Source organism: Guptibacillus sedimenti, from assembly GCF_028610665.1.
Lineage (GTDB): Bacteria > Bacillota > Bacilli > Bacillales > Guptibacillaceae > Guptibacillus > Guptibacillus sedimenti.
This window is the reverse complement of record NZ_JAQQWV010000001.1, coordinates 1,267,954-1,290,188: the sequence shown is the minus strand read 5'-3', so window position 1 is coordinate 1,290,188 and position 22,235 is coordinate 1,267,954. Positions and strand designations below refer to the sequence as shown.

Here is a 22,235-nt window from a genome sequence, read left to right as displayed (position 1 = left end):
TCCATATTCAATAAGTTCATGCCGTTAGCGTTTCCAACTTTTCTCTCTCTATTCAAAAAAAGCTACAGAAACTCTGTAGCTTAAAGTTGCTCATACACCTCATCATTTATTTCCGCATTATGATATACTTCTTGCACATCATCATTATCTTCAAGCTGTTCAATTAGCTTCACCATGTTAATACCATCTTCGTCCTCTAGAGGGGCATACGTTTCTGGAATCATTGTGACTTCAGCAGATGAGAATGTTAAGCCGTCTGCTTCTAGCTGATGCTTAACCACCTGAAACTCTTGTGGATCCGTATAAATCTCATATGCTTCCTCCGTTGTTTCCATTTCTTCTGCACCAGCTTCAATCACCTGAAGCAATAATTCCTCTCCATCAATTTCGCTTTCAGAGCGGTCAATGATCAGTAAACCTTTGCGATTAAATAAAAAGGATACACAACCATTTTCGCCCATGTTTCCATTATTTTTACTAAAAGCATGTCGTACATCGGCCGCAGCACGATTTTTATTATCTGTGAGCAATTGAACCATGAGCGCTGCGCCACCTGAGCCATAGCCTTCATATATAACATTTTCGTACTGTACGCCATTCAAATCACCAGTGGCTTTCTTTATCGCACGATCAATGTTATCGTTCGGCATATTTGATGATTTCGCCTTATCAATCGCAAGTCTTAAAGAAGGATTTGTTTCCGGATCGCTTCCCCCTTGCTTAGCAGCAACAAAAATTTCCTTCGCTAGCTTCATAAATACTTTCCCACGTTTCGCATCCTGTGCGTTTTTTCTACGCTGAATATTTTTCCATTTGGAATGTCCAGCCATCGGTACGAACTACTCCCTTCAAATAGAGTGATTTGTTTAACCGTAACATAGGAGTTACTCGACCGAAAAGTGTTCTGCATATGTAGGCGAGCAGGCTTCTGCCCACTCGCTATTTTAATTACTTGTTGTTCTCAAAAGGACGCTTTGCAGCATTGCCGATGTCATCTAAAATCCCATTCACATCAGCCTGAACCTCTTCAAAGCCATTTCCATCTGCAAGACGGTTATTCACGTCGCCCATGCGACCAAAAACATCTTCGTCTGTTGAGATCGAAACATTTTTCTGCTTCGTTACTTTTGCTACTTCACTACGAACGGTATCCTTTACATCTGCATCATTTTTGTCGTTTGTATCAACGCCAATCATGATCTGATCACCGTATACAATGACACGAGAATCATCTACATTTTTAAGCTTGTTGATTCTCTTCGCAAGGCGAGTAGACAGTTCATTGTCATAACCTGAATAATTATCATCGGTACGCATGTATCCTGGCCCGTTCATTCCATTACGTTTATCAATTTGCTTTTCATCTGGCGCTTTTACACCGTGTTCATAATCTCGGTCAATCATGTCTGTAACGGCACCTTCGCGATAATCACCGTTATTATCTTCACTTGTGTAATAACCAATTGGACGTGTGGAATCATTATAACGTGTATCCATCGCCTCATTATCGGCTGTACACCCGATTAATCCACCTGCAAACATCATCGTAGAAAGCGTTAGAATTGTTTTCCTCAAATTTAAAACCTCCTTTCACCTTTAGAATGTGAGGAGGCTGATGTTTTTAATCTGTTAGTTCTAGGTAACAATGGTACCTATTAAAGCACTTGCCGAATGAATGCCGTCCTTTTCTCTTTCTGCTGCTCTGTTTTTACCAATAGTTCATTTCTTCCACTGGGATTCATTAACCATTCCCGGTAAAAATCGGCAGGATAAGCAAGAAGTCTTCTAAGAGAAGAATCTTCGAGGCAATGACGAAGTGAAGAGATATGTGAATTCTCCCATTCCTCTAGCGACCAGTTACAGTGAGGAAGCATTCGATTTATCAACTGCAAATAATCATACTCACGAGGAGCGTAACTTATGAGATCACCATCAATTAAAAGCAACTGATCAAAATTAAAGATAAAGTTATGATGTGCAGGATCGCCGTGGACAATGCAATGACGTCGATAACTAGACCGTTCAAGTTGTTCGACTTCCATCATCTCAGAGAGAACAATTTCACCAATCGTTAAAAAATAATTAATAAGCTTTTCCTGTTCACAAGAGAGTACCTCAGAATCTAAATTTTGTTTAAACCGTATGAAGCGGTTCGTCCATTTTCGAGTAAGAGAGACATATGGTATGTGCTTACTAACAATCCCCTGAACTTCATCTTGAAAATGATTGGTTTTTTCCATCGCAAGAAATCGATCTTCTTTAATACTATAGTCAAGCGCTCGCCCTTCTATGGCTTTCATGCAGGCAAACGTTAGTCCACCACTTTCTTTCATCCACTCGCCATCTGCGAAAGGAATATAAGAAACAAAAGAAGTAGCACCAGCAGATGAAATTTCGATTTGTTTTTTTATCGTTTCTTTCTTTACTGCTGCTTTTAAAAAAACAGGCTCGCCATTGTAAGAAATCCCCCTCCAAACGAGTGAATTTATCTGCTTCATTTGTAGAAAAAAAGGGCGTATCCCCTGTAGGATAGCCCCATTCATTTTACTAACGTGATTCGGCATAGCTACTTTCCATTCCCATATAATCCATCATCGGCGCTTTATTAGCTCCTTGAACAAATCCAGGGTTCGCATATGACGGCATTTGTTGATAAGGCGATACTTGTTGATTTCCTCCACATCCACAGTCATGTTGCTGATAAGGTGAGACCATTGGCTGGTTAGGATAGCCAGGCGGCATCATCATGCCACCTAAATTTTGATTCGGGTAACCATAAGCACCCATCACAGCTTCAGGATATTCTTCATTTCCTTTATGAGCATATGGCGCCATACCATAACCATTCATTGCTGCCCCAGCTACTGATCCAGGATAGCCGCCATTGTTTCCTTTATGCCCATAGCCTTCATACGCTCCTGCTACGTCCTGATTTGGATATCCTGGTGTTTGCATGCCCGCTACATTTCCTGGGTAGCCGCCATTGTTTCCTTTATGGCCATAACCTTCATACGCTCCTGCTACGTCTTGATTTGGATATCCTGGTGTTTGCATGCCCGCTACATTCCCTGGGTAGCCGCCATTGTTTCCTTTATAGCCATAGCCTTCATACGCTCCTGCTACGTCTTGATTTGGATATCCTGGTGTTTGCATGCCCGCTACATTTCCTGGGTAACCGCCATTGTTTCCTTTATGGCCATAACCTTCATACGCTCCTGCTACGTCCTGATTTGGATATCCTGGTGTTTGCATGCCCGCTACATTTCCTGGGTAGCCGCCATTATTTCCTTTATGGCCATAACCTTCATACGCTCCTGCTACGTCTTGATTTGGATAACCGCTACCATACATATGCGCGCCAGCGACTGAACCAGGGTATCCCGGCATGCTTTGATTTGCTTTGTTTCCGTAGCTTGCTCCTGCAACATCAGAGCTTTCTTCACCCATACCATAGTTGTTCATGTTAGCACCAGCTACATTTTGATTTGGATAACCGTTTTGCTGGTAAGCCCCTGCTACGCTCTCGTCTCCTTTTTGACCATATCCGTTCATCTCAGCTCCTGCTACCGCACCTGGATAGCCGTTCCCCTTATTTCCAAAACCTTCATACGCTCCAGCAACGTTTTGATTTGAATAGCCATAAGCTCCAGCTACTTCTCCAGGATATCCACCAGAATTTGCTTTATTTCCATACCCTTCATAAGCACCTGCTACGTTCTGATTGTTAGAGCCCATTTGTGCTCCACCCACAGAAGTCGGATAGCCAGGATAACCACCATTAAATTCTTTGTTCGCATAACTTGTAGTTCCAGCTACGTTACTAGGATACCCTTGATTCATTGGAGGTGGTGGCATTTCCATTGACGAAGACTCAAATTCACCTAATACTTCTTCATCATTCATTGGATAAAATAAATTTTCTGCTTTTTTGGCTTTTTCAACTGGTTTCTTTTCAGCTACTTTTTTTGCTTTCTCAACCGGTTTTTCCTCAGCTGTTTTTTTCGCTTCCACTTTCTTTTCAGGCTTTGTTTCTTTTGGCTTTACTTTCTTAGGCTTTTCTTCCTGAGGCATCATATTCATATTCATGTTCATATTTAAACCCATGTTTAACTCATTGTTGATTGGCATTGTCATAGACGGCTTTTCTATAGGCTTCATCGGCGCTTCTTTTTTCTTAGGCATTTCTTTTTTCATTTCTTTGATCGGCATTTCTTTCTTCTTTACAGGAACACCACCCGATGGCACTTTCACTTTCATACCTGGCATAATCATATTAGGATTCTTAAGCTGCGTATTGACAGCTTTTAATTGTTCAAAATCGACGCCATATTTTTTAGCGATTTTCCATAAAGTATCGCCTTTTTGAACGACATGTATTTTCAACCTAAAAAACTCCCTCCTGTAATCAGTACAATGAAATTCAGTACAGTGTATGCATGACTGGGCAGATTGCTACCTTTTTGAAAGGATAAGATCATCACATTAATATGCAAAGGAGAGGGCGCCTATGAGTAATGTCAATTTAAAAACAAAAAAGGAATCAAACATAACGTTTGATCCCTTGTTTTTTATGCGCGAGCAAGCATTCGATTTAACGCTTGGATCGCATAGAATGCTGTATCTGATTCCACTTTAATCTGATTTGTTTTCTGCCCAACTAAAGCTTCTTCAAGCGCCCATAGAAGATGAGGCAAATCAATTCGATTCATGGTTAGACAAGGACACATGTTTGGATTTAATGAAACGATTGTTTTATCGGGATGTTGTTGAATAATGCGATTAACAAGGTTCATCTCTGTCCCAATCGCCCATTTTGAACCAGGTTGTGCCTGTTCAATCGTCTCAATAATCATTTTTGTAGACCCAGAGAAATCCGATTGTTCCACAACTTCAAAACTGCACTCTGGATGAACGATGACATTCATGTCAGGAAACTCTCGTCTCACTTTATCAATATTTTCCTCAGTGAATTTTTCATGGACCGAGCAATGACCTTTCCATAATATCACTTTAATTTCATTATAATCTCCTTCGTACTCTAGCGTATCTGTAATCGGATCCCACACGGCCATCGCCTCTAAAGGGACACCAAGTTCATAAGCGGTATTTCGTCCCAGGTGCTGATCAGGCAAGAACAGGATGCGCTCTTTCTGAGTAAATCCCCAATCAACCATCGCCATTGCATTTGACGATGTCACCGTTGCTCCACCATATTTTCCAACAAACGCTTTTATAGCAGCCGTAGAATTCACGTATGTTAAAGGAAGAATCGTATCACTAAATAACATTTGAAGCTTCGACCATGCGCGCTCAGTTTGAAGAATATTCGCCATGTCTGCCATAGAACAACCTGCCCGCATGTCAGGAAGAATAACAGTCTGTTGGGTTTCTGTTAAAATATCAGCTGTTTCAGCCATAAAATGAACCCCACAAAAAATGATCGTTTCCGCTTTTTTATTACGTGCAGCAAGCTGCGCGAGTTGGAGAGAATCTCCTGTATCATCTGCAAACTGAACAACTTCATCCTTTTGATAATGATGGGCAGGAAGGTATAACCTTTCCCCCATCTCAGCTTTAATCGCTACAACCCTCTTAACCATCTCCTCTTCGGTAAGGTTTTTATATCGTTCTGGAAGACCAGGCTTTTTTAATGCATCTAAAATGCTCATTTCACTTCCCCTTTCAAACGTAAACTAATATCAAGACTTTTAACAGAATGGGTTAAACAACCTAGCGAAATCATCGTAACTCCTGTTTGCCGATACGTTGCAAGATTCTCAAGCGTAATGCCTCCTGACGCTTCTGAAATTATCGGGTAGGGAACTAATTTCGCATATGCGGCCACTTCTTTTGGCGAACAGTTATCAAACATAATCACATCAGCCTGAGCTTTTACGGCTTCTCGTACTTCCTCTTCCATTGATGTCTCCACTTCAATTTTAGTCATATGACCAAGGCGTTTTTTTACATGTGATACTGCTTTTTCAATACTTCCAAACTGTGCAATGTGATTATCTTTTAGCATTACGCCACCATCAAGGGTGATTCGATGATTAACCCCACCTCCGCACCTCACTGCATACTTTTCATACATCCGAAGACCAGGTGTCGTTTTTCTCGTTTCACAAACACGTGTAGAAGGATCGTTAAGAAGTTCAACTGCTCGAGCCGTCATCGTAGCTACACCGCTCATTCGCTGTATCAGATTTAATATAACGCGCTCGCCTGTTAGTACTGCTCGTACTTTCCCTTTTACAGAAGCAACGACGTCCCCACTTTGAACAACATCACCATCTGTCACGTAAACCTCAACGCGACTTCTTTCATCAAGTATTCGAAAACCAATTTCAATCACTTCTCGGCCACAAAAAACGCCACTTTCTTTTGCTATAAATAGCGCTTCTGATTGCTCGTCTGAAGGAAATAGCAGCTCACTCGACAAATCCGAAGTTCCTATATCTTCAATGAAAAATTTTTCGAGATCTTTCCTCACTTTTAACCCAATCATCCTGATACATCCCCCTAAAAATTCTTTTTTGTTTCCATTCTTGCAGCTGCTTCGGATAGTCTGCTCGGTAATGAGCACCACGGCTTTCTTTACGTAAAACGGCCGAAGTTGCCATTAGCCAGCTGACTAGCCCCATATTAGCTCGTTCAATTGACTGAAAATCCAACTTACCAACTTCGTCCGTTGCAAAGGGGTGAAGTTGAAGTAACTTAAGCGCATAACTAAGCCCTACCCTTGTTCTTTTCATTCCAACAAATTCATCCATGGTTTCTTTTAGTTCATGGAGTAATATTGAGGGCTGAGATAATCTCGTATGTTGCTCTATTAACTCTCTTTTTCTTACGTCTCGGTGATGATGCAAAATCCACTCAGCTGCTTCACGTGCAAACACAATACCCTCTAAAAGAGAGTTGCTGGCAAGGCGATTAGCTCCGTGAACACCTGTATGAGCAACTTCTCCAAGAGCAAATAATCCATCAAGAGAAGTTCTACCAACGTGATCAGTTATCACGCCACCCATAAGAAAATGAGCACCAGGTTTCACTGGAATCATTCCTTTTGCCAAATTCACATTATGATTCTTACATTGCATCGCAATCGTCGGAAATCTCTCTTCAAACTTTGAAATCATAGAGATATCTAGGTAAACTGGCAACTCTTCTTCGTGAATCGCTCTTGCTACAATATCTCTTGGTGCAAGATCAAATTGTTCGTGTTTCCCTTCCATGAGACGCTCTCCATTAGCTGTAACCAATACGCCACCTTCACCACGAACAGCCTCAGATATTAGGAAAGAGTGGTCAGCATCCCCTGCATACATCGTTGGGTGAAATTGCATGAATTCAAGATCTGTTAATATCGCTCCAGCCCGATAAGCCATTGCAAGTCCATCTCCTGTAATGGCTGGATGATTTGACGTTACTGGATAGAGCTGCCCCGCTCCCCCTGTTGCAAGCAGCGTATAAGCCGCATTAACAATCAAAGTATCTCCAGCTTGATTGATCACTTTAGCTCCGGTACATTCTCCTTCGTCGATAAGTAGGTCAATCGCCAGATGATCTTCAAGAATGGTACATCGTTTTTTCACTCGATTAATTAGTGTATGGATGATTTCTTCGCCTGTGGCGTCACCACCGGCATGAAAAATTCGCGATACGCTATGCGCTCCTTCCTTACATCTTTGATACTCACCATTCATGCTTTTATCAAATCGCACACCCAAGTTGATGAGGTGCCTTAGTTGCATTGGACCTTTTTTAACGAGGAGCTCAGTAAGTTCTTCGTTATTATGAAAAACGCCAGCTCGGATCGTATCAAAAAAATGATTTGTCCAGCTATCCTCTTCTGTGGTAGCTGCAGCAATTCCACCTTGTGCAAGCTTAGAATTGCTTTCGCCGAGCTTTGACTTTGTGATAATCATCACATTCTTCTTCAATGAAAGAAGCTCAGCTACCATTAATCCAGCAACACCGCTCCCAATCACTAATACTTCAGTACTAACTTGATTCATGAAACCACTTCTCCCACTAAACAATGTATAAAAAACACAAATACTTAACATCTGTCTTGACACCTATATTTACATATATTTAAATAAATAACAAGACTGAATATTAGTGAGGAGAAAAAATGATTTATCTTGATTATGCAGCGTCAACCCCAATCTCTGATATAGCTTTACATGCCTATACGCAATCCGCCAAACAATTCTTTGCAAACACTGAGAGTGCTCATAATGCCGGTACAGATGCTACTCATTTATTAGAAAATGCTCGTCGCTCCATCGCCTCGCTATTAAATGGCGACCCGAACGGAATCTATTTCACCTCAGGTGGAACAGAAGCAAATGTCTTAGCACTCCAAAGTATGGTAAAAACATTTTCACAAGGACATATCATTACATCAAGCGCTGAGCATTCTTCTGTATTAAATACATTTTCACAACTCGAACGTGAAGGTTACCATGTGACATACCTTCCTTATAATGAAAGCGGACAAATATCTCTTGCAAGTCTAATTAAAGCCATTCGCCCAGACACCATTTTAGTTTCGATTACTTTTGGAAATAGTGAGATCGGCACTCTCCAACCTATTAAGAAGATCGGCAAAGAGCTAGCGAAACGTCGGATTTTATTTCACACGGATGCCGTTCAAGCTTTCGGAAAAGTGGATATTGATGTAAATGAATTGTATCTTTCCGCCGTATCCGTTTCTTCTCATAAATTACATGGTCCAAAAGGCGTTGGAGCTTGCTATATTTCGCCCTCGATCTCATGGAAGCAAATCTTACCAGGGACTGTTCACGAAAATGGATTCCGTCCTGGTACTGTGAATGTTCCAGGTATTTTCTCCTTTGCGGCCGCTGCTGAGGATGCGATTAACCGATTGAATGCCGAACAAAAAAAATTCACAAACTTACGCGCTTACCTCGTGAACGAATTGTCACATCCGAATATTGTTATTGAAGGTGAACAGGGACTATCGCATATTATCGGTATCCGGATTAAGGGGCTTGAAGGGCAATATGTTATGTTAGAGTTAAACCGTAAAGGTATCGCTGTTTCAACGGGCTCAGCTTGCTCGATCGGCCAACATCAACCTTCGAAAACTTTGCGGGCGATGGGAAGAACGAGTGATGAGGCAAGAGAACTCGTCCGCATCAGTCTTGGACGAGACACAACCATGCAAGAAATAGAAAAAGCCGTAGATGGATTTAAAGAAATCCTTACACGCTGTTCCGTAACAAAGATATAATAAGGTTAAGATCGTGTTCTTGGAAAGGGGTTTTAGTTATGGGACAAGATGGAGAAAAAATATTAGGAGAGAATCGAAGATCACTACTTCTTCAGTGGCTAAAAGAGAGCGAGAAACCACTAACAGGAAGTGATTTATCGAGTCGTACGAATGTTAGCCGTCAAGTAATCGTTCAGGATATTTCGTTATTAAAAGCAAGAAATGAACCGATTATTGCAACTTCACAAGGATATATCATGTTTAATACCGAAAGAGAAAATAGAAAGTATGAACAGGTTATCGCCTGCAAGCATTCACCCAAAGATACAAAAAATGAGCTTTATACGATTGTAGATCACGGAGGGACTGTTAAAGATGTTACCGTCGAACACCCATTATACGGGCATTTAACAGCCTCCCTTTTCGTAGGGAATCGCCTTGAAGCAGATCAATTTTTATCAAAGCTTTCTATGACAAATGCCTCGCTTTTATCTGAACTTACTTCAGGAGTGCACCTCCATACCATTGAAGCGAATTCTAAAACACAGCTTGAAGCTGTCATTCAGGCATTAAAAGAACAAGGATTTTTATTAGAACAAGATTAAACGAGTGATAATGAGTTAAAAAACACAAAAAAGAACGGCAGCAACTTGCGCCGTTCTTTTTTGTGGATCGTATTTCAATGACACTAATTATTTAGGAGTTACGACGAAACATGGATACTCGCCTAGTACAGAAATCCCAATGCCAAGCGCTTGTATTTCCTCCACGACCCCTTTTAAAAGCACATCACGGTTAGGACGTTCCACATCGATAATAAAAAAGTAATTTCCAAGTCCTGTTTTCATCGGGCGCGACTCAATTTTCGTTAAATTTAGGTTACGCCACGCAAATGCAGCAAGCACTTGATGAAGTGCTCCAGGATAATCAGATGGGAGAATAATTTTGTATGTGACACGATCTTCACGGAATAAAGGGGTTTTCGGTAAAGCTTCAGCAGTTTTGTGTAACACTAGAAACCGCGTGTCATTATCTTCCGTATCATGAATATCACCTTGAGCAATCGTTAAACCGTATTTTTCTGCAGCAAGTTCATTCCCGATTGCAGCCTCTTCAATCTTCCCAGAGTTTTGCACATGTTCAGCAGCAGCACTTGTTGAAGGCGCATTACTGAGCTCTGCTTCAGGTAACTCCTGTTGAAGAAAGACATGACATTGGGCAATGGCATGCGGATGCGAAAGGACACGCTTTACTTTTTTCCAATCCTGTTGATCAGGGTGAATAAGCAAGTGCTGTCTGATCGGCAAAACGAGCTCTCCCACGATTGGTAGTGATACTTGTTGTGAGAGCAGGTCAAGCGTCATATTAACAGAACCTTCTATCGTATTCTCTAGAGGAACAACACCATAATCGACGTCTCCGTTTTCCACCGCTTCAAGGCAAGCGCGTATGGTTGGAAAAGGTGTACGATCCTCCTCTTCAAATAACGTTTTTGCTGCAATTTCTGTAAACGTTCCTTCAGGCCCAAGAAAACCTATCTTTTTTTTGGTATCCATTTTCTCCCCCTATGCTCCAGATCCAATAATTTCAGCATTGTTAACCGCTTCAATTTCTTTTATTTTCACAAGTAAATCGTTTAAGCGTAGATTAGATTCTCCAATTTCCATTGTTAAGATAACCGTAGCATAGCCCTGTAGAGGGATCGTTTGGTTAATCGTTAATAAATTACAACCGAGCTGTGCGACTGTACTTAGCACTCTTGAAAGTGCCCCTGAACGATCCTCAAGGTGAACAGAAAGTGTTACAATCTGTTCAATGATCATCGTATGAAACGGTAAGATCGTATCGCGATATTTATAAAAGGCACTACGGCTTACCCCTACTTCATCAATGGCTTCTCTGACAGATTCAACCGTTCCACTTTCAAGAAGAAGTTTCGCCTGTAGCGTTTTTAACATCGAATCAGATAAAACATCTTCTCGAACAAGATAAAAGTTCTTGTCTTCTTTGCTCATTCTTCCCCTCACCTCTATTTCGGCCAGCTACGGCCCATATTCGTCGAAGCATTGCGGCTATGTAAAAAAAGACCGTCCATCGATCAGGACAGTCTTCTTCGTTCATCAGTCTACGAACTCAAATTCGAACTCCAGAATCCGAACTGCGTCTCCGTCTTCAGCTCCACGCTCTCGAAGCGCTTCATCAATACCCATGCTACGCATCTGTTGAGCGAACCTGCGGACATTGTCTTCTCGATTAAAGTCTGTCATTTTGAATAGCTTTTCAATTCTAGGTCCATTCACTACGAACGTTCCATCGCTATCACGTGTCACAAAGAATTCTGGTGCACCCTTCTCGTGACGATACATAACGCGAGTTTCTTCTTCCTTCTCTTCATCAAGAGGGAATTCAGGTGTTGTTTCAAGCTTGTCTGCAATTTCAAACAATACTTCCTGTACACCCTGACGCGTTACAGCAGAAATCGGATAAATCGGGAAATCTTCCTCTAACTTTTCCTTGAAAACTTCAAGGTTTTCTTCAGAATCTGGAAGATCCATTTTATTAGCGACAATGATTTGCGGACGCTCCATTAGACGCATTTTATACTGCTTTAATTCATCATTGATCTTTAAGTAGTCTTCATAAGGGTCTCGCCCTTCCATACCAGACATATCAATGACATGAACGATGACTCGTGTACGTTCAATATGACGAAGGAACTGATGGCCAAGCCCTACTCCTTCATGAGCACCTTCGATAAGCCCAGGTAAATCAGCCATAACAAAACTGCGACCATCTTTCGTATCAACAACGCCTAAATTCGGAGCGATTGTTGTAAAGTGGTACGCTGCAATTTTCGGCTTCGCTGCTGATACTACGGATAAAAGCGTTGACTTTCCTACACTAGGAAACCCAACAAGTCCAACATCAGCTAGAACCTTGAGCTCTAAAGTAACATCTTTTTCTTCCCCAGGTTCACCATTCTCTGAAAGCTCTGGCGCCGGGTTAGAAGGTGATGCAAAACGTGAATTCCCACGTCCGCCTCGTCCGCCTCTTGCAACCGTTGCACGCTGACCGTGTTCCGTTAAATCTGCAATTACTTCTCCGGTATCTGCATTTGCAACGATTGTACCAGGTGGAACTTTAACAACCATATCCTCTGCATTACGTCCATGCTGATTCTTCGAACGACCGTGTTCACCGGTTTTCGCTTTAAAGTGACGATTGTAACGAAAGTCCATAAGTGTACGAAGACCTTCTTCTACTTCAAATATGACGCTAGCGCCTTTTCCTCCATCGCCACCTGCAGGACCGCCATCCGGTACATACTTCTCTCGACGGAAGGCAACCATACCATTTCCGCCATCGCCTGCTTTAACAAATACTTTGACCTGATCTACAAACATACTTTCACCTCATTTAATCAAAAACGTGCTAACTAGCTCCTGTTCCGTTTGCTCTAATTCAATCAATTTAGCGCTTTTTACATCAGGATTCTCGAACGCCAGCTTGAGCTTGTTTTGATCGGAAACTTCACCCTGAAAGTCAAAAACAAGATGAATTTCTTCGTGGTACAACTGAAGCGTTAATAACAAGTGGTGATCCGCAGGAACATTCACATGTGAATCAAGCACTGCTGTACATTGAGCAATTAACGCAATGAGATCTGCTTCGTAAGCGCAAATATCATACTCGTCTCCGATCACTTCAAAATCCAACTGAAATAAATGGTTACACCAGTTAAACGTTAATATATATTCTGCAAGTTTCGGAGCATTTAAATTCGACAATTTTGCTTCCTGTCTCGACTGGATAATAATTTCTTCAATAATTTCCTTTGCCCTGTCCACATGATCCAGTGCAAGGTTGCCTTTGATTAACTGCAAACGATTTAACCAATCATGACGAGAATGGCGCAGAACATCAAAGGTATTCCACTTTTTAGACATAGTTGCACTCCCAATGCTTTAACCATTTTCTTCATTATAACAATAGATGAATCATTCATGTTACCCTAAAAAGAAAACAATCTTATGCGTATTCATGTGCATCGTCACTTTTTCTAGATCATTTCGTCCATTATATCAAAAAACTCTAACCGAACGGTTAGAGTTTTTCTTAAGCTGCTTATGCTTCTTTAGCAACTGGATATACACTTACTTGTTTACGGTCACGTCCAAGACGCTCGAACTTCACGACGCCGTCGATTTTCGCATATAGAGTGTCGTCTCCACCACGGCCAACGTTTGTACCAGGGTAGATCTTAGTTCCGCGTTGACGGAAAAGAATCGAACCGCCGGATACGAACTCGCCGTCTGCGCTCTTCGCGCCAAGACGCTTGGAGATTGAATCACGGCCGTTTTTTGTACTACCTACACCCTTTTTCGATGCGAAAAACTGTAGATTCATTTTCAACATATTGTCCCACCTCCTATGTGTGAGTAATTTGGATATGCTTGCCGTATTCCTCGGCAATAGCGGAAATGGATACTTCCATTCCTTGAAGGAGAAGTTGAATATTCTCATCCGTACGCTGGTCCAGACGAGCTGGAACGGTACAGCTGAGATAACCACCTTCATCCTCCATGTCAACTATGAGATGTACATCGCAAAGGGATTCAATCGCGTTCACAGTTCCAATCGACACAGCAGAAACACCTGCGCATACTAAATCATAGCCGTACGGGCCAGACTCAGCGTGTCCAGATAGGGAAAAAGAAATAATGCGATTGTCAGAATCGCGCTTCAAATTGAAACGTATCATCGTTGATATCCTTAAGCGTTAATTTTGTCGATAACTACTTTAGTGTAAGGTTGACGGTGTCCTTGCTTACGACGGTAGTTTTTCTTTGGCTTATATTTATAAACCGTGATTTTCTTACCTTTACCGTGCTTGTCAACTTTACCAGTTACAGTAGCGCCATCAAGCATAGGAGAACCAACTTTAATATCGTCTCCACCAACCATTAGCACACGGTCAAAAGTAACCGTTTCACCAGCTTCAGTGTTTAGAAGCTCGATGTAGATTTCTTGACCTTCAGTAACCTTGATTTGTTTACCACCAGTTTCAATAATTGCGTACATTACGTGCACCTCCTCTAATACTAAGACTCGCCATTGCAGGTGCTAGTAAATAGCTTAAAAACCTGTTTTTGAGCGGTTGTAGCTCTTTGGGTGCTTCCAAACGAACTAACCACTAAATCATACCACAGCGAAAATTGCGGTGTCAATGCAAGAAACGCGACTTATTGCATTCCAAACTTAAATCAGTTTACTGAGAGGGAGTCCCGCCTTCTTTCGCTGCATTTCAAACAGACCAAGCTTTGTGAAGCCAGCGACCTTCAAACGTTTATCTGTTTTTTCCTTTTTCTTCATTTGAGCGAATAACGTTTGTCGTTCTTTCTCATCAACCCTTAAGAAATCAACAATAATCATGCCACCAATATTTCGAAGTCGCAGCTGTTTTGCAATTTCATCGATCGCCATCAAGTTCACTTCAAAGTGGGTCTGATTTTTTGTCATTTTTCTGACACCACCACTATCCACATCAATCGCTGTTACCGCATTTGTTTCTTCTATATGTAGAGCTGCTTTCCCTATTTTAACTGTTTTCTCCATTCCCTCAATCGTTCTTTCAAGGAGATGAAGAGCGCTCTTTTTTTCGTCTTGAGACATTACTTTCGCCTCTTTTGACAATAGAGGCAGGAAGGTCTTAACCGTTTCGTCGTCATTTGTCGCTAGTTTCGTTACTCGATGAAGAGGATAAAGTTTGCTAATTCGTTCAGCAAGTCCCCCGGCTTTTTTTATAAGACACGGTGCTCGAACCGAAGCGGCGTAAGCAACAAGCTGCTTCCACTCTTCACGATGGTTGTAAAGCTCATCTAAAAGCTCTGCTTCACTCAATTTTCCTGCGCTTGTCCGAAAGATAAGCCCTTCTTGTTCAAGGCAATGTTGATGAGCAATTTGAAGAAGCTCTTCTCTCTTTGTTGGCAGCTGTTTTGATACAGCTGAATAACAGGCGTACGGCATATAGACGAGAGAATCACCAGTTAACGCCACCAATTCTGATACAATCGGACCTTTTCGATCGATCCCAGGGTGCTTCACCTGAACAAGAATGGGCTGACCTTCTTCAATACAATCAGAAACAGCCGGCATCCATTCCCCGGCTGTCTTTTTTTGTTGTGAACAAACGAGTTCATCACCATTTAAAAGGCCTGGTTTTCCGCTACCAAGTGAAATAAATGCCGCATTCTTATCGTCTAAAATAGACGATACTTTCCCTAGAATAAGGTCTCCCTCATCTGGTTTTTTTGGGTTGATTGCCTCCGTCCAAATATCTGTTATTTCTTGATCTTTTACAATAGCGGCCGCCTGCCACTCGTTTTTTTTAAGAACAATGAATTCCATAGCCGCTCTCCTTTTTTTGCACTTTTCTCTAGTTTACCTAAATAGCGTACCAACTGCACAGCCAATTTGATTTTTCTTAAAATAGGCATGAAGTAAAACTTGCTCATCCGCCTCTACGTTTAGATCTGTTATGACGATTTGATAGTGATATCCACGATAAAATGTTGCGAGAAGATCTGTTAATTTCATTTCAGAAGCTACTGAAACAACCTTTTTTTTCCCTTTAAACGTTGTTGAATAACGTTCAAGTAAAAACCGCAAATAAATATAATGATGATGTTTCCACTCTTTGAACAATGATACGGAAAGAAAAATGATCACCATCCACAAATTTAAGTGAAATGGAAAGAAGACGATCGTTGCCATCATGAGTAAACATAAACAAACAATGGACGAATGAAGCATTACTCTATGAGAAGCTTTAAAAGGATAACGTAGGGAATAAAATAAAAAAAGAAGTTTTCCGCCATCAAGTGGCCATATCGGCAATAAATTAAAGACGAGAACCATTAAATTATGAAGTAGGAAAAGACTGAACATATCATCCCATAAACCTAAATAATAGAAAATCGCCCCAACTCCTATCATCCAAACATGTTGGAATGGACCAGCAAGAATAACCATAAGCTCTTCTTTTAACGGGCGGTTTCCATGCTCATCCACTACAGCAACACCACCGAACGGTAAAAGAACGATTTCATTAACTCGCCACCCAAAAAAACGAGCTGCTCCAGCATGCCCTAACTCATGAATAAGGACAACGAGGAACAGCAGCAGCATTTCTCGAAAACGCCCTGTTAGAATAGAAAGACCAATTGTCATCCAGAAAAGAGGATGGATTGTTATCATTCTTAACATTATTCGATTGGTACAACTTGAAGCGGATCAATAAACCCTTCGTTTTTCTTTATGGCAAAATAAAACGTTCCTGTCTTGCCATCTTCAGAGTTTGAGACGCTTCCAAGTTGGTCCTTCGTTTGAACAAAATCGTAAAGAGAAACATCAATTGAATCCAGCATACCATACCATGACTCGCTTCCATCAGTATGTTGAAGAACAACAGTCTGCCCTATCCCTTCTTTATCTCCTGCATAAGTGACCACCCCTGCATCGATCGCTTCGACTCCAGAACTTAGTACAGTTTCGACCATAATCCCTTTTCCAGTGGTCTCAAAATTCTCAAGTACTTTCCCGCTCGCAGGTAGCGCATATACAGGAGCTTCAGCATCCGAATTAGTTTCTGGAGATGTTGGAAATAAAGCAACTGGATTTCCAAAATTCCCTTCATACCAGTTCTTCACTGAGGCAAACTGAAATTCTTCCGCCATCATATCAGTAACGTAATCCTGGGCTGGAACGAGTCGATCGCTCTCTGCTTTAAATAAAATCCCTGCACCTAGAAATAAGCAGGCCGAAATCATCGCTCTCATTAAAAAACTTTGCTTGTTAAAAAGCGGGTGAATTTTCATTTCAACATTTTGATTTGTAAGAGTAGGCATATGATCATGACTTTGTCTTGATCGAGGTGCTCCACGCATTGGCTGACGCTCCTTCTTTCTCGAATGGAGTCGTTTTCTCACATCATCCAGATCTTTCCGCATTCCTCACCCATCCTTCCTATATGTAGTATTCAGTTTATGACTTGTCCTGAGGGGATATGTCATTTGAATACTTTCAAGTTAGAATGAGTTTGAGGTGTACGCTCAGACAGCGCAATCAATGAGTATTATAGACAAAGAATTCTCCAACAAAAAAATCCCGGCCGTAGCCGAGATTTAAGAACGCATTCCAAAAAACTTTTTCACTTTACTAAACATGCCTTTCTCTTCTTGAAGAGAAAGAAGCGGAACGGATTCACCTAAAATGCGACGAGCGATATTACGATAGGCGATTGAAGCTTTTGAACTAGGATCAAGCGCAATCGGCTCTCCTTTATTCGAAGCTGTAATAACCGTATCGTCATCCCCTACAATGCCCAGGAGATCAATCGCAAGTATCGAAACAATTTCGTCTACATCAAGCATTTCGCCACTTTCCATCATGTGGTTTCGAATGCGGTTTACTACAAGTTTTGGTGCTTCAATGTTCTCTTCTTTTTCGAGAAGGCCTATAATGCGATCAGCATCTCTTACAGCCGACGTTTCAGGTGTTGTAACAACAACTGATTTATCTGCACCAGCGATGGCATTTTTAAAGCCCTGTTCAATGCCTGCCGGACAATCAATTAACACATAATCGTAATCTTGTTTTAATTCATCGATAATTTTCTTCATTTGTGCCGGCTGCACAGCAGATTTATCTTTCGTTTGTGCTGCCGGAAGCATGTAAAGTGCCTCAAAGCGCTTGTCTTTAATTAAGGCTTGATGAAGTCTACATCTTTCCTCAGCTACATCAACAAGATCATAAATAATACGATTTTCAAGCCCCATCACTACATCAAGATTTCGAAGACCGATATCCGTATCAACCAGACATACTTTTTTCCCCGATAGTGCAAGAGCTGTTCCAATGTTTGCTGTCGTTGTGGTCTTACCCACACCACCTTTTCCGGAAGTAATGACGATAGCGTCTCCCACACAACATTCCCCTTTCTGTCTACAACCTAGTCAAATTCGGTCGTACTTTGGTCAGTATTTGAACGCGATCAACGCTAATTTCAGATTGACCGTCTTTGACAAAAGCACATTCAGCTTCATGAATGCTTGCCCCTACTTGATCAGGCGGCCTACTGATTAAATCTGCGATTTTAAGCTGCGAAGGTTTCATAACAGCGGCTGTAATAACCGCCTCCATATCCCCATAAGCCCCCGCATGAGCAATGCCTCGAAGTGCACCCATTACAAATATGTTGCCAAAAGCTTTAACAGTACCACCAGGGTTCACATCACCAATTAGGAGAAGATCGCCTTCTACTTCAAGAACCTGCCCTGATCGTACCGTTCTCGCTACGGACGTAATCGTGGACCTCTTACGCTCTTCTTCGGCTTCGTCACGCGACATGACATTCGAATCAATGCGATCAATTTCTAGATTTTGCTTAGATTGAATCATCGCACGAAGTTCTCTTTCTTGCTTTTCTGTTAAATAACGATTCCCAAGCTTGAGCGTTACTGTAATCGTATGTCCTTCCGTCTGCTGAATATGACGAGCGGAGAGTTTTTCATCAAGTTCATTTATAACATCACGAAAAGCGCAGGAATCATCTAAAATCAGATTCAAGCCGTCTTTCGTTCCTTTAATCGTAACAAAATGCTGTGTTTGCTTTTGTACCATAGACAATTTCATTCACCTCAACATAGAATAATTCAACGTTGCTAAAGGAAACTCCTTCTTTTGGCCTGATTTTCTTGTCTACGGCTTTCAGATAAATCTTCAAGCAACCGTTTTACAGGGTAGTAAACAATAAGCAAAAAGATTCCATTTAAAAGTAAGGAAGGAAGATAGCGACTGTAGAAAAAGGAAGGAAAGGATACGTCGGTTACATTTATTAAAGAAAATAGTTCATACACATAGAATTCCATCAATGTTACACCTAATAACCCAAGTATAAGTGTCGTAAACCAATTTAGATGAAAAACCTTCGATAAGTAACCGATTATGTAGGCTGCAACCGACATTCCAAACATATATACCCCAACAAGATCTGTATAAATCAGATCATGTAAAAGTCCAAAAACAACACCGTATAGGACGCCATAAGCAGGTGACAAAACCATCCCAATCATAACCACAATCACCGTTACAAAACGCGGGATGAGCTGAAAATCAAAACCGTATTGTTCAGGTGCGAACACCTGAAAAACGGTTCCTTCCAAAAGAAAAAGAACAAATAGCGTTCCAACTAGAAAAAAACGCCTCATTCTTCTTCACCTTCCCCCTCATCAGGATTTACGTTTTGTGCTCCACGGTCGATGATCATGACATTGTTAATATCATATAAGTCAGACGCTGGTTTCACATAAGCAGTCTGGGTCGTACCAACGTTATCCGTTTCAATATCAACAATTTCACCGATAACAATACCGCGTGGGAATATTCCACCATTTCCTGCTGTAATAACGGTTTGGCCTTTTTCTACTTTCGTATCTACCGGAATTTTCGAGAAAAGCAATACTTCTTTTTCCGTATCATATCCTTCAATTGTTCCGAAAACATTCTTATCTTCCTGCGTCATTGCAGCAATTCGATTCGTACGGTCAACATCACTCACTAGTTGAACCGTTGATGAGAAAGGCTGAACATTTTTCACTTTACCAATTAGGCCATCAGGCGTAGCAACGGCCATATCCGCTTCTACCCCATCCTGTTCTCCCTTATCAATCGTTAGCAAATCATTCCAACGGTCTGGTGAACGCGCAATCATATTCGCATGGAAGGTTTGATAGTTCGAAAGTCCAGTTGAGGAATCAATATTTAACTCACTTTTTAAATCTTCATTTTCTTTCTTGACGGTTTTCAGTTCTTCTGACACCGCAACAAATTCGTTGAGCCTCGACTTCAATAGCTCGTTTTCTTCATACATGTCTTTCATTTCTCCAATACTCTCAAATAAACCCGCTACTGAATTAGCGGGTTTATAGAAGATTGATTGAAGCCAACCAATGGAATCTTTAAAAAACTGCTCAGGCATTGTGAGTGCATCGCGTTCTTTCATTGATGTACCGATTAAGGCAACTAAAATAATAATGCTCACAAGCAATACAATGAGACGTTTATTTGAGAAAAATTGTGGCATGCGTTACACCTTCCAACTACTTCTGTTTAGAGCGGGAAGTTATACCAGCTCTAGATTTGAACAAATGGATATTTTCTAGCGCACGCCCGGTACCAATCGCAACGCACTCAAGTGGATTTTCAGCAACAATAACTGGCATTTTCGTTTCATCGCTAATGACCTGATCCAAGTTTCGCAGTAAAGCTCCGCCGCCTGTAAGAACAATGCCCCGATCCATAATGTCAGCCGCAAGTTCAGGTGGCGTTTTCTCAAGCGTTACTTTAACAGCTTCCATAATACTATTAACCGTATCTCGAAGAGCACCAGACACTTCATCTGCCGATACACTGATCGTTTTTGGAAGACCTGTCACAAGGTCACGGCCGCGAATATCCATCGCGTCAATGCCTTCTGTTGTTCCTGCAGAGCCGATTTCAAGTTTAAGCTGTTCAGCCGTACGTTCACCAATCATTAAGTTATATGTTTTCTTCACATACTGAATAATCGACTCGTCCATTTCATCGCCAGCAATGCGGATGGATTCACTAGTAACAATTCCTCCAAGAGAAATGATGGCAACTTCTGTTGTACCCCCACCAATATCAACTACCATACTACCTGTTGGCTCCCAAACTGGTAAATCAGCACCAATCGCTGCTGCAAAAGGCTCCTCAATGGTGTACGGTTCACGCGCGCCTGCCTGGCGCGTTGCATCTTCTACCGCTCTCTTTTCGACAGCTGTGATTCCTGAAGGCACACAAACCATCACGTTAGGTTTACGTGCAAAAATGGAACGGTTTTTTTGAGCCTGTTGAATAAAGTACTTAAGCATCGTAGCCGTCGTTTCAAAATCAGCAATAACACCGTCTTTCATTGGACGAAGTGCAACAATATTACCTGGAGTACGACCGATCATATTCTTTGCATCATTACCTACTGCCTCGATTGAACCAGTATCTGTCCGAAGTGCAACAACGGAAGGCTCACGTACAACGACGCCTTTTCCTTTTACATATGCCAGCGTATTAGCTGTACCTAAATCTATTCCCATATCTCTTGAAAATCCACCAAACATTTATGTTAAATCTCCCTTCAATTCAAGCAAAACTCATAACTATGATTATACTTCATCAGTATTAAAAACGGTAGTGGGAAAACTATTCCACAGCCTATACATACCCTTTTTCTTTTAAACTAATAAACTTCTGATCTCCAATAATAATATGATCGAGCATATCAATACCAAGCATTTTACCACACTCAGCAAGACGTTTTGTAACTTCAATATCTTCCCTGCTTGGTGTAGGATCACCACTTGGATGATTATGAAAGCAAATTAATGAGGCTGCTGAACGTCTGAAAGCCTCTCGGAAAACTTCTCTCGGATGCACGATTGATGCATTTAAACTTCCAACAAAGACGGTTTGACGATGCAACACCTGATTCTTCGTGTTTAAGTATAAACAAACAAAATGCTCTTGTGATAAAAAACGCATGTCTTCCATCACATAATTCGCACCATCTTCCGGTGAACGAATCGTATAGCGCTCTTCTAATTGAAGACGACTTACTCTTCTCCCAAGCTCCATCGCCGCAATCAGTTGAACAGCTTTGGCAGTGCCCACGCCATTTAAAGAGGTTAACTCTTCGATACTGGCATCTTTTAATAGACGCAGACCCTCAAAATACTGAATAATGCGATAAGATAACTGAAGTACAGACTCCTGTTTCGTTCCAGTTCTGAGGATAATCGCCAATAACTCTTGATTGGATAACGTCTCAGGACCCTCTTTCACTAGGCGCTCTCTCGGGCGCTCTTCTTCAGGATAATCGCGAATCATTAACGGTGTTTTAAGCAACACGCTTCCTCCC

The 22,235-nt window shown here is 41.4% G+C and carries 25 protein-coding genes and 1 other annotated feature; of the genes, 2 read left to right on the top strand and 23 right to left on the bottom strand.

All coding sequences use genetic code 11. The features are described 5' to 3' along the window. Positions 1-80: 80 nt before the first annotated feature. From PQ578_RS06245 to nadB, 7 genes are all read right to left on the bottom strand, one after another. Positions 81-830, bottom strand: coding sequence for a YebC/PmpR family DNA-binding transcriptional regulator (locus PQ578_RS06245; protein WP_098444390.1), 750 nt, complete (start codon positions 828-830; stop codon positions 81-83). A gap of 118 nt (positions 831-948) precedes the next feature. Further along, positions 949-1,575, bottom strand: coding sequence for a YhcN/YlaJ family sporulation lipoprotein (locus PQ578_RS06240; protein ID WP_273832648.1), 627 nt, complete (start codon positions 1,573-1,575; stop codon positions 949-951). An 80-nt stretch (positions 1,576-1,655) separates the two neighbouring features. Then, positions 1,656-2,564, bottom strand: a complete 909-nt coding sequence (locus tag PQ578_RS06235) for a protein kinase family protein (protein ID WP_273832647.1) — start codon at positions 2,562-2,564, stop codon at positions 1,656-1,658. Then, positions 2,548-4,383 carry a SafA/ExsA family spore coat assembly protein gene (gene safA / locus PQ578_RS06230; RefSeq protein WP_273832646.1) on the bottom strand — a complete coding sequence of 612 codons (1,836 nt, stop codon included), beginning with the start codon at positions 4,381-4,383 and terminating at the stop codon, positions 2,548-2,550. The genes PQ578_RS06235 and safA overlap by 17 nt, the downstream gene beginning before the upstream one ends. A 185-nt stretch (positions 4,384-4,568) precedes the next feature. Further along, entirely contained in the window at positions 4,569-5,669 is a 1,101-nt protein-coding gene (gene nadA / locus PQ578_RS06225; protein ID WP_273832645.1) for a quinolinate synthase NadA, read from the bottom strand. After that, a complete protein-coding gene (gene nadC / locus PQ578_RS06220; protein ID WP_273832644.1) occupies positions 5,666-6,508 on the bottom strand; it encodes a carboxylating nicotinate-nucleotide diphosphorylase in 843 nt (280 codons plus the stop codon). Before nadC ends, nadA begins: the two co-directional genes overlap by 4 nt. Then, the gene (gene nadB / locus PQ578_RS06215) at positions 6,462-8,018 is read right to left on the bottom strand and encodes an L-aspartate oxidase (protein ID WP_273832643.1); all 1,557 of its coding nucleotides are present in this window, start codon (positions 8,016-8,018) and stop codon (positions 6,462-6,464) included. Before nadB ends, nadC begins: the two co-directional genes overlap by 47 nt. 119 nt (positions 8,019-8,137) lie before the next feature. Between nadB and PQ578_RS06210 the strand changes: the two genes are divergently transcribed. Both PQ578_RS06210 and PQ578_RS06205 read left to right on the top strand, forming a co-directional pair. After that, positions 8,138-9,262, top strand: a complete 1,125-nt coding sequence (locus tag PQ578_RS06210) for an IscS subfamily cysteine desulfurase (protein ID WP_273832642.1) — start codon at positions 8,138-8,140, stop codon at positions 9,260-9,262. A gap of 38 nt (positions 9,263-9,300) precedes the next feature. Further along, positions 9,301-9,846 (top strand): transcription repressor NadR, encoded by a 546-nt coding sequence (locus tag PQ578_RS06205; RefSeq protein WP_160918663.1) that lies wholly within the window; start codon positions 9,301-9,303, stop codon positions 9,844-9,846. An 87-nt stretch (positions 9,847-9,933) separates the two neighbouring features. Here PQ578_RS06205 and pheA read toward each other — a convergent pair whose 3' ends face one another. The 16 genes from pheA to radC form a co-directional block, all read right to left on the bottom strand. Further along, the gene (pheA, locus tag PQ578_RS06200) at positions 9,934-10,797 is read right to left on the bottom strand and encodes a prephenate dehydratase (protein ID WP_273832641.1); all 864 of its coding nucleotides are present in this window, start codon (positions 10,795-10,797) and stop codon (positions 9,934-9,936) included. A gap of 9 nt (positions 10,798-10,806) precedes the next feature. Further along, on the bottom strand, positions 10,807-11,256 hold the full coding sequence (locus PQ578_RS06195; RefSeq protein ID WP_098444400.1) for an ACT domain-containing protein: 450 nt from the start codon (positions 11,254-11,256) through the stop codon (positions 10,807-10,809). Between the two features lie 105 nt (positions 11,257-11,361). Then, positions 11,362-12,645, bottom strand: a complete 1,284-nt coding sequence (gene obgE, locus PQ578_RS06190) for a GTPase ObgE (RefSeq protein ID WP_273832640.1) — start codon at positions 12,643-12,645, stop codon at positions 11,362-11,364. 9 nt (positions 12,646-12,654) lie between these two features. Further along, the gene (locus PQ578_RS06185) at positions 12,655-13,188 is read right to left on the bottom strand and encodes a Spo0B C-terminal domain-containing protein (protein ID WP_273832639.1); all 534 of its coding nucleotides are present in this window, start codon (positions 13,186-13,188) and stop codon (positions 12,655-12,657) included. A gap of 178 nt (positions 13,189-13,366) precedes the next feature. Next, the gene (gene rpmA, locus PQ578_RS06180; protein WP_098444403.1) at positions 13,367-13,657 is read right to left on the bottom strand and encodes a 50S ribosomal protein L27; all 291 of its coding nucleotides are present in this window, start codon (positions 13,655-13,657) and stop codon (positions 13,367-13,369) included. 13 nt (positions 13,658-13,670) lie between these two features. Further along, entirely contained in the window at positions 13,671-14,003 is a 333-nt protein-coding gene (locus PQ578_RS06175) for a ribosomal-processing cysteine protease Prp (protein ID WP_098444404.1), read from the bottom strand. An 11-nt stretch (positions 14,004-14,014) separates the two neighbouring features. After that, positions 14,015-14,323 carry a 50S ribosomal protein L21 gene (gene rplU, locus PQ578_RS06170; RefSeq protein ID WP_048312605.1) on the bottom strand — a complete coding sequence of 103 codons (309 nt, stop codon included), beginning with the start codon at positions 14,321-14,323 and terminating at the stop codon, positions 14,015-14,017. 13 nt (positions 14,324-14,336) lie between these two features. Further along, positions 14,337-14,411: a sequence feature (ribosomal protein L21 leader region), on the bottom strand. Between the two features lie 89 nt (positions 14,412-14,500). Further along, on the bottom strand, positions 14,501-15,649 hold the full coding sequence (locus PQ578_RS06165) for a ribonuclease E/G (protein WP_273832638.1): 1,149 nt from the start codon (positions 15,647-15,649) through the stop codon (positions 14,501-14,503). A 33-nt stretch (positions 15,650-15,682) separates the two neighbouring features. Further along, a complete protein-coding gene (locus tag PQ578_RS06160; RefSeq protein WP_273832637.1) occupies positions 15,683-16,498 on the bottom strand; it encodes a M50 family metallopeptidase in 816 nt (271 codons plus the stop codon). An 8-nt stretch (positions 16,499-16,506) separates the two neighbouring features. Next, positions 16,507-17,250 carry a M23 family metallopeptidase gene (locus tag PQ578_RS06155; protein WP_273832636.1) on the bottom strand — a complete coding sequence of 248 codons (744 nt, stop codon included), beginning with the start codon at positions 17,248-17,250 and terminating at the stop codon, positions 16,507-16,509. Between the two features lie 174 nt (positions 17,251-17,424). After that, positions 17,425-18,225 carry a septum site-determining protein MinD gene (gene minD, locus PQ578_RS06150; protein ID WP_224883474.1) on the bottom strand — a complete coding sequence of 267 codons (801 nt, stop codon included), beginning with the start codon at positions 18,223-18,225 and terminating at the stop codon, positions 17,425-17,427. A 19-nt stretch (positions 18,226-18,244) separates the two neighbouring features. Further along, positions 18,245-18,922: a septum site-determining protein MinC gene (gene minC / locus PQ578_RS06145; RefSeq protein ID WP_273833295.1), complete on the bottom strand. Its 678-nt coding sequence runs from the start codon at positions 18,920-18,922 to the stop codon at positions 18,245-18,247. A 41-nt stretch (positions 18,923-18,963) separates the two neighbouring features. Continuing rightward, positions 18,964-19,509, bottom strand: a complete 546-nt coding sequence (gene mreD / locus PQ578_RS06140) for a rod shape-determining protein MreD (RefSeq protein WP_098444410.1) — start codon at positions 19,507-19,509, stop codon at positions 18,964-18,966. Then, entirely contained in the window at positions 19,506-20,384 is an 879-nt protein-coding gene (mreC, locus tag PQ578_RS06135; RefSeq protein ID WP_098444411.1) for a rod shape-determining protein MreC, read from the bottom strand. Before mreC ends, mreD begins: the two co-directional genes overlap by 4 nt. Positions 20,385-20,400: 16 nt before the next feature. After that, positions 20,401-21,438 (bottom strand): rod shape-determining protein, encoded by a 1,038-nt coding sequence (locus PQ578_RS06130; protein WP_165996945.1) that lies wholly within the window; start codon positions 21,436-21,438, stop codon positions 20,401-20,403. Positions 21,439-21,532: 94 nt separating this feature from the next. Next, the gene (radC, locus tag PQ578_RS06125; RefSeq protein ID WP_098445795.1) at positions 21,533-22,204 is read right to left on the bottom strand and encodes a RadC family protein; all 672 of its coding nucleotides are present in this window, start codon (positions 22,202-22,204) and stop codon (positions 21,533-21,535) included. Positions 22,205-22,235 lie beyond the last annotated feature (31 nt).

Bases quoted from the DNA above. Each gene is read 5' to 3' on its own strand.
- PQ578_RS06245 (WP_098444390.1), bottom strand. From the start codon at position 830: ATGGCTGGACATTCCAAATGGAAAAATATTCAGCGTAGAAAAAACGCA.
- PQ578_RS06235 (WP_273832647.1), bottom strand. From the start codon at position 2,564: ATGCCGAATCACGTTAGTAAAATGAATGGGGCTATCCTACAGGGGATA.
- nadA (WP_273832645.1), bottom strand. From the start codon at position 5,669: ATGAGCATTTTAGATGCATTAAAAAAGCCTGGTCTTCCAGAACGATAT.
- nadC (WP_273832644.1), bottom strand. From the start codon at position 6,508: ATGATTGGGTTAAAAGTGAGGAAAGATCTCGAAAAATTTTTCATTGAA.
- nadB (WP_273832643.1), bottom strand. From the start codon at position 8,018: ATGAATCAAGTTAGTACTGAAGTATTAGTGATTGGGAGCGGTGTTGCT.
- PQ578_RS06210 (WP_273832642.1), top strand. From the start codon at position 8,138: ATGATTTATCTTGATTATGCAGCGTCAACCCCAATCTCTGATATAGCT.
- PQ578_RS06205 (WP_160918663.1), top strand. From the start codon at position 9,301: ATGGGACAAGATGGAGAAAAAATATTAGGAGAGAATCGAAGATCACTA.
- pheA (WP_273832641.1), bottom strand. From the start codon at position 10,797: ATGGATACCAAAAAAAAGATAGGTTTTCTTGGGCCTGAAGGAACGTTT.
- PQ578_RS06195 (WP_098444400.1), bottom strand. From the start codon at position 11,256: ATGAGCAAAGAAGACAAGAACTTTTATCTTGTTCGAGAAGATGTTTTA.
- obgE (WP_273832640.1), bottom strand. From the start codon at position 12,645: ATGTTTGTAGATCAGGTCAAAGTATTTGTTAAAGCAGGCGATGGCGGA.
- PQ578_RS06185 (WP_273832639.1), bottom strand. From the start codon at position 13,188: ATGTCTAAAAAGTGGAATACCTTTGATGTTCTGCGCCATTCTCGTCAT.
- rpmA (WP_098444403.1), bottom strand. From the start codon at position 13,657: ATGTTGAAAATGAATCTACAGTTTTTCGCATCGAAAAAGGGTGTAGGT.
- PQ578_RS06175 (WP_098444404.1), bottom strand. From the start codon at position 14,003: ATGATACGTTTCAATTTGAAGCGCGATTCTGACAATCGCATTATTTCT.
- rplU (WP_048312605.1), bottom strand. From the start codon at position 14,323: ATGTACGCAATTATTGAAACTGGTGGTAAACAAATCAAGGTTACTGAA.
- PQ578_RS06165 (WP_273832638.1), bottom strand. From the start codon at position 15,649: ATGGAATTCATTGTTCTTAAAAAAAACGAGTGGCAGGCGGCCGCTATT.
- PQ578_RS06160 (WP_273832637.1), bottom strand. From the start codon at position 16,498: ATGATAACAATCCATCCTCTTTTCTGGATGACAATTGGTCTTTCTATT.
- PQ578_RS06155 (WP_273832636.1), bottom strand. From the start codon at position 17,250: ATGCGGAAAGATCTGGATGATGTGAGAAAACGACTCCATTCGAGAAAG.
- minC (WP_273833295.1), bottom strand. From the start codon at position 18,922: ATGGTACAAAAGCAAACACAGCATTTTGTTACGATTAAAGGAACGAAA.
- mreD (WP_098444410.1), bottom strand. From the start codon at position 19,509: ATGAGGCGTTTTTTTCTAGTTGGAACGCTATTTGTTCTTTTTCTTTTG.
- mreC (WP_098444411.1), bottom strand. From the start codon at position 20,384: ATGCCACAATTTTTCTCAAATAAACGTCTCATTGTATTGCTTGTGAGC.
- PQ578_RS06130 (WP_165996945.1), bottom strand. From the start codon at position 21,438: ATGTTTGGTGGATTTTCAAGAGATATGGGAATAGATTTAGGTACAGCT.
- radC (WP_098445795.1), bottom strand. From the start codon at position 22,204: ATGATTCGCGATTATCCTGAAGAAGAGCGCCCGAGAGAGCGCCTAGTG.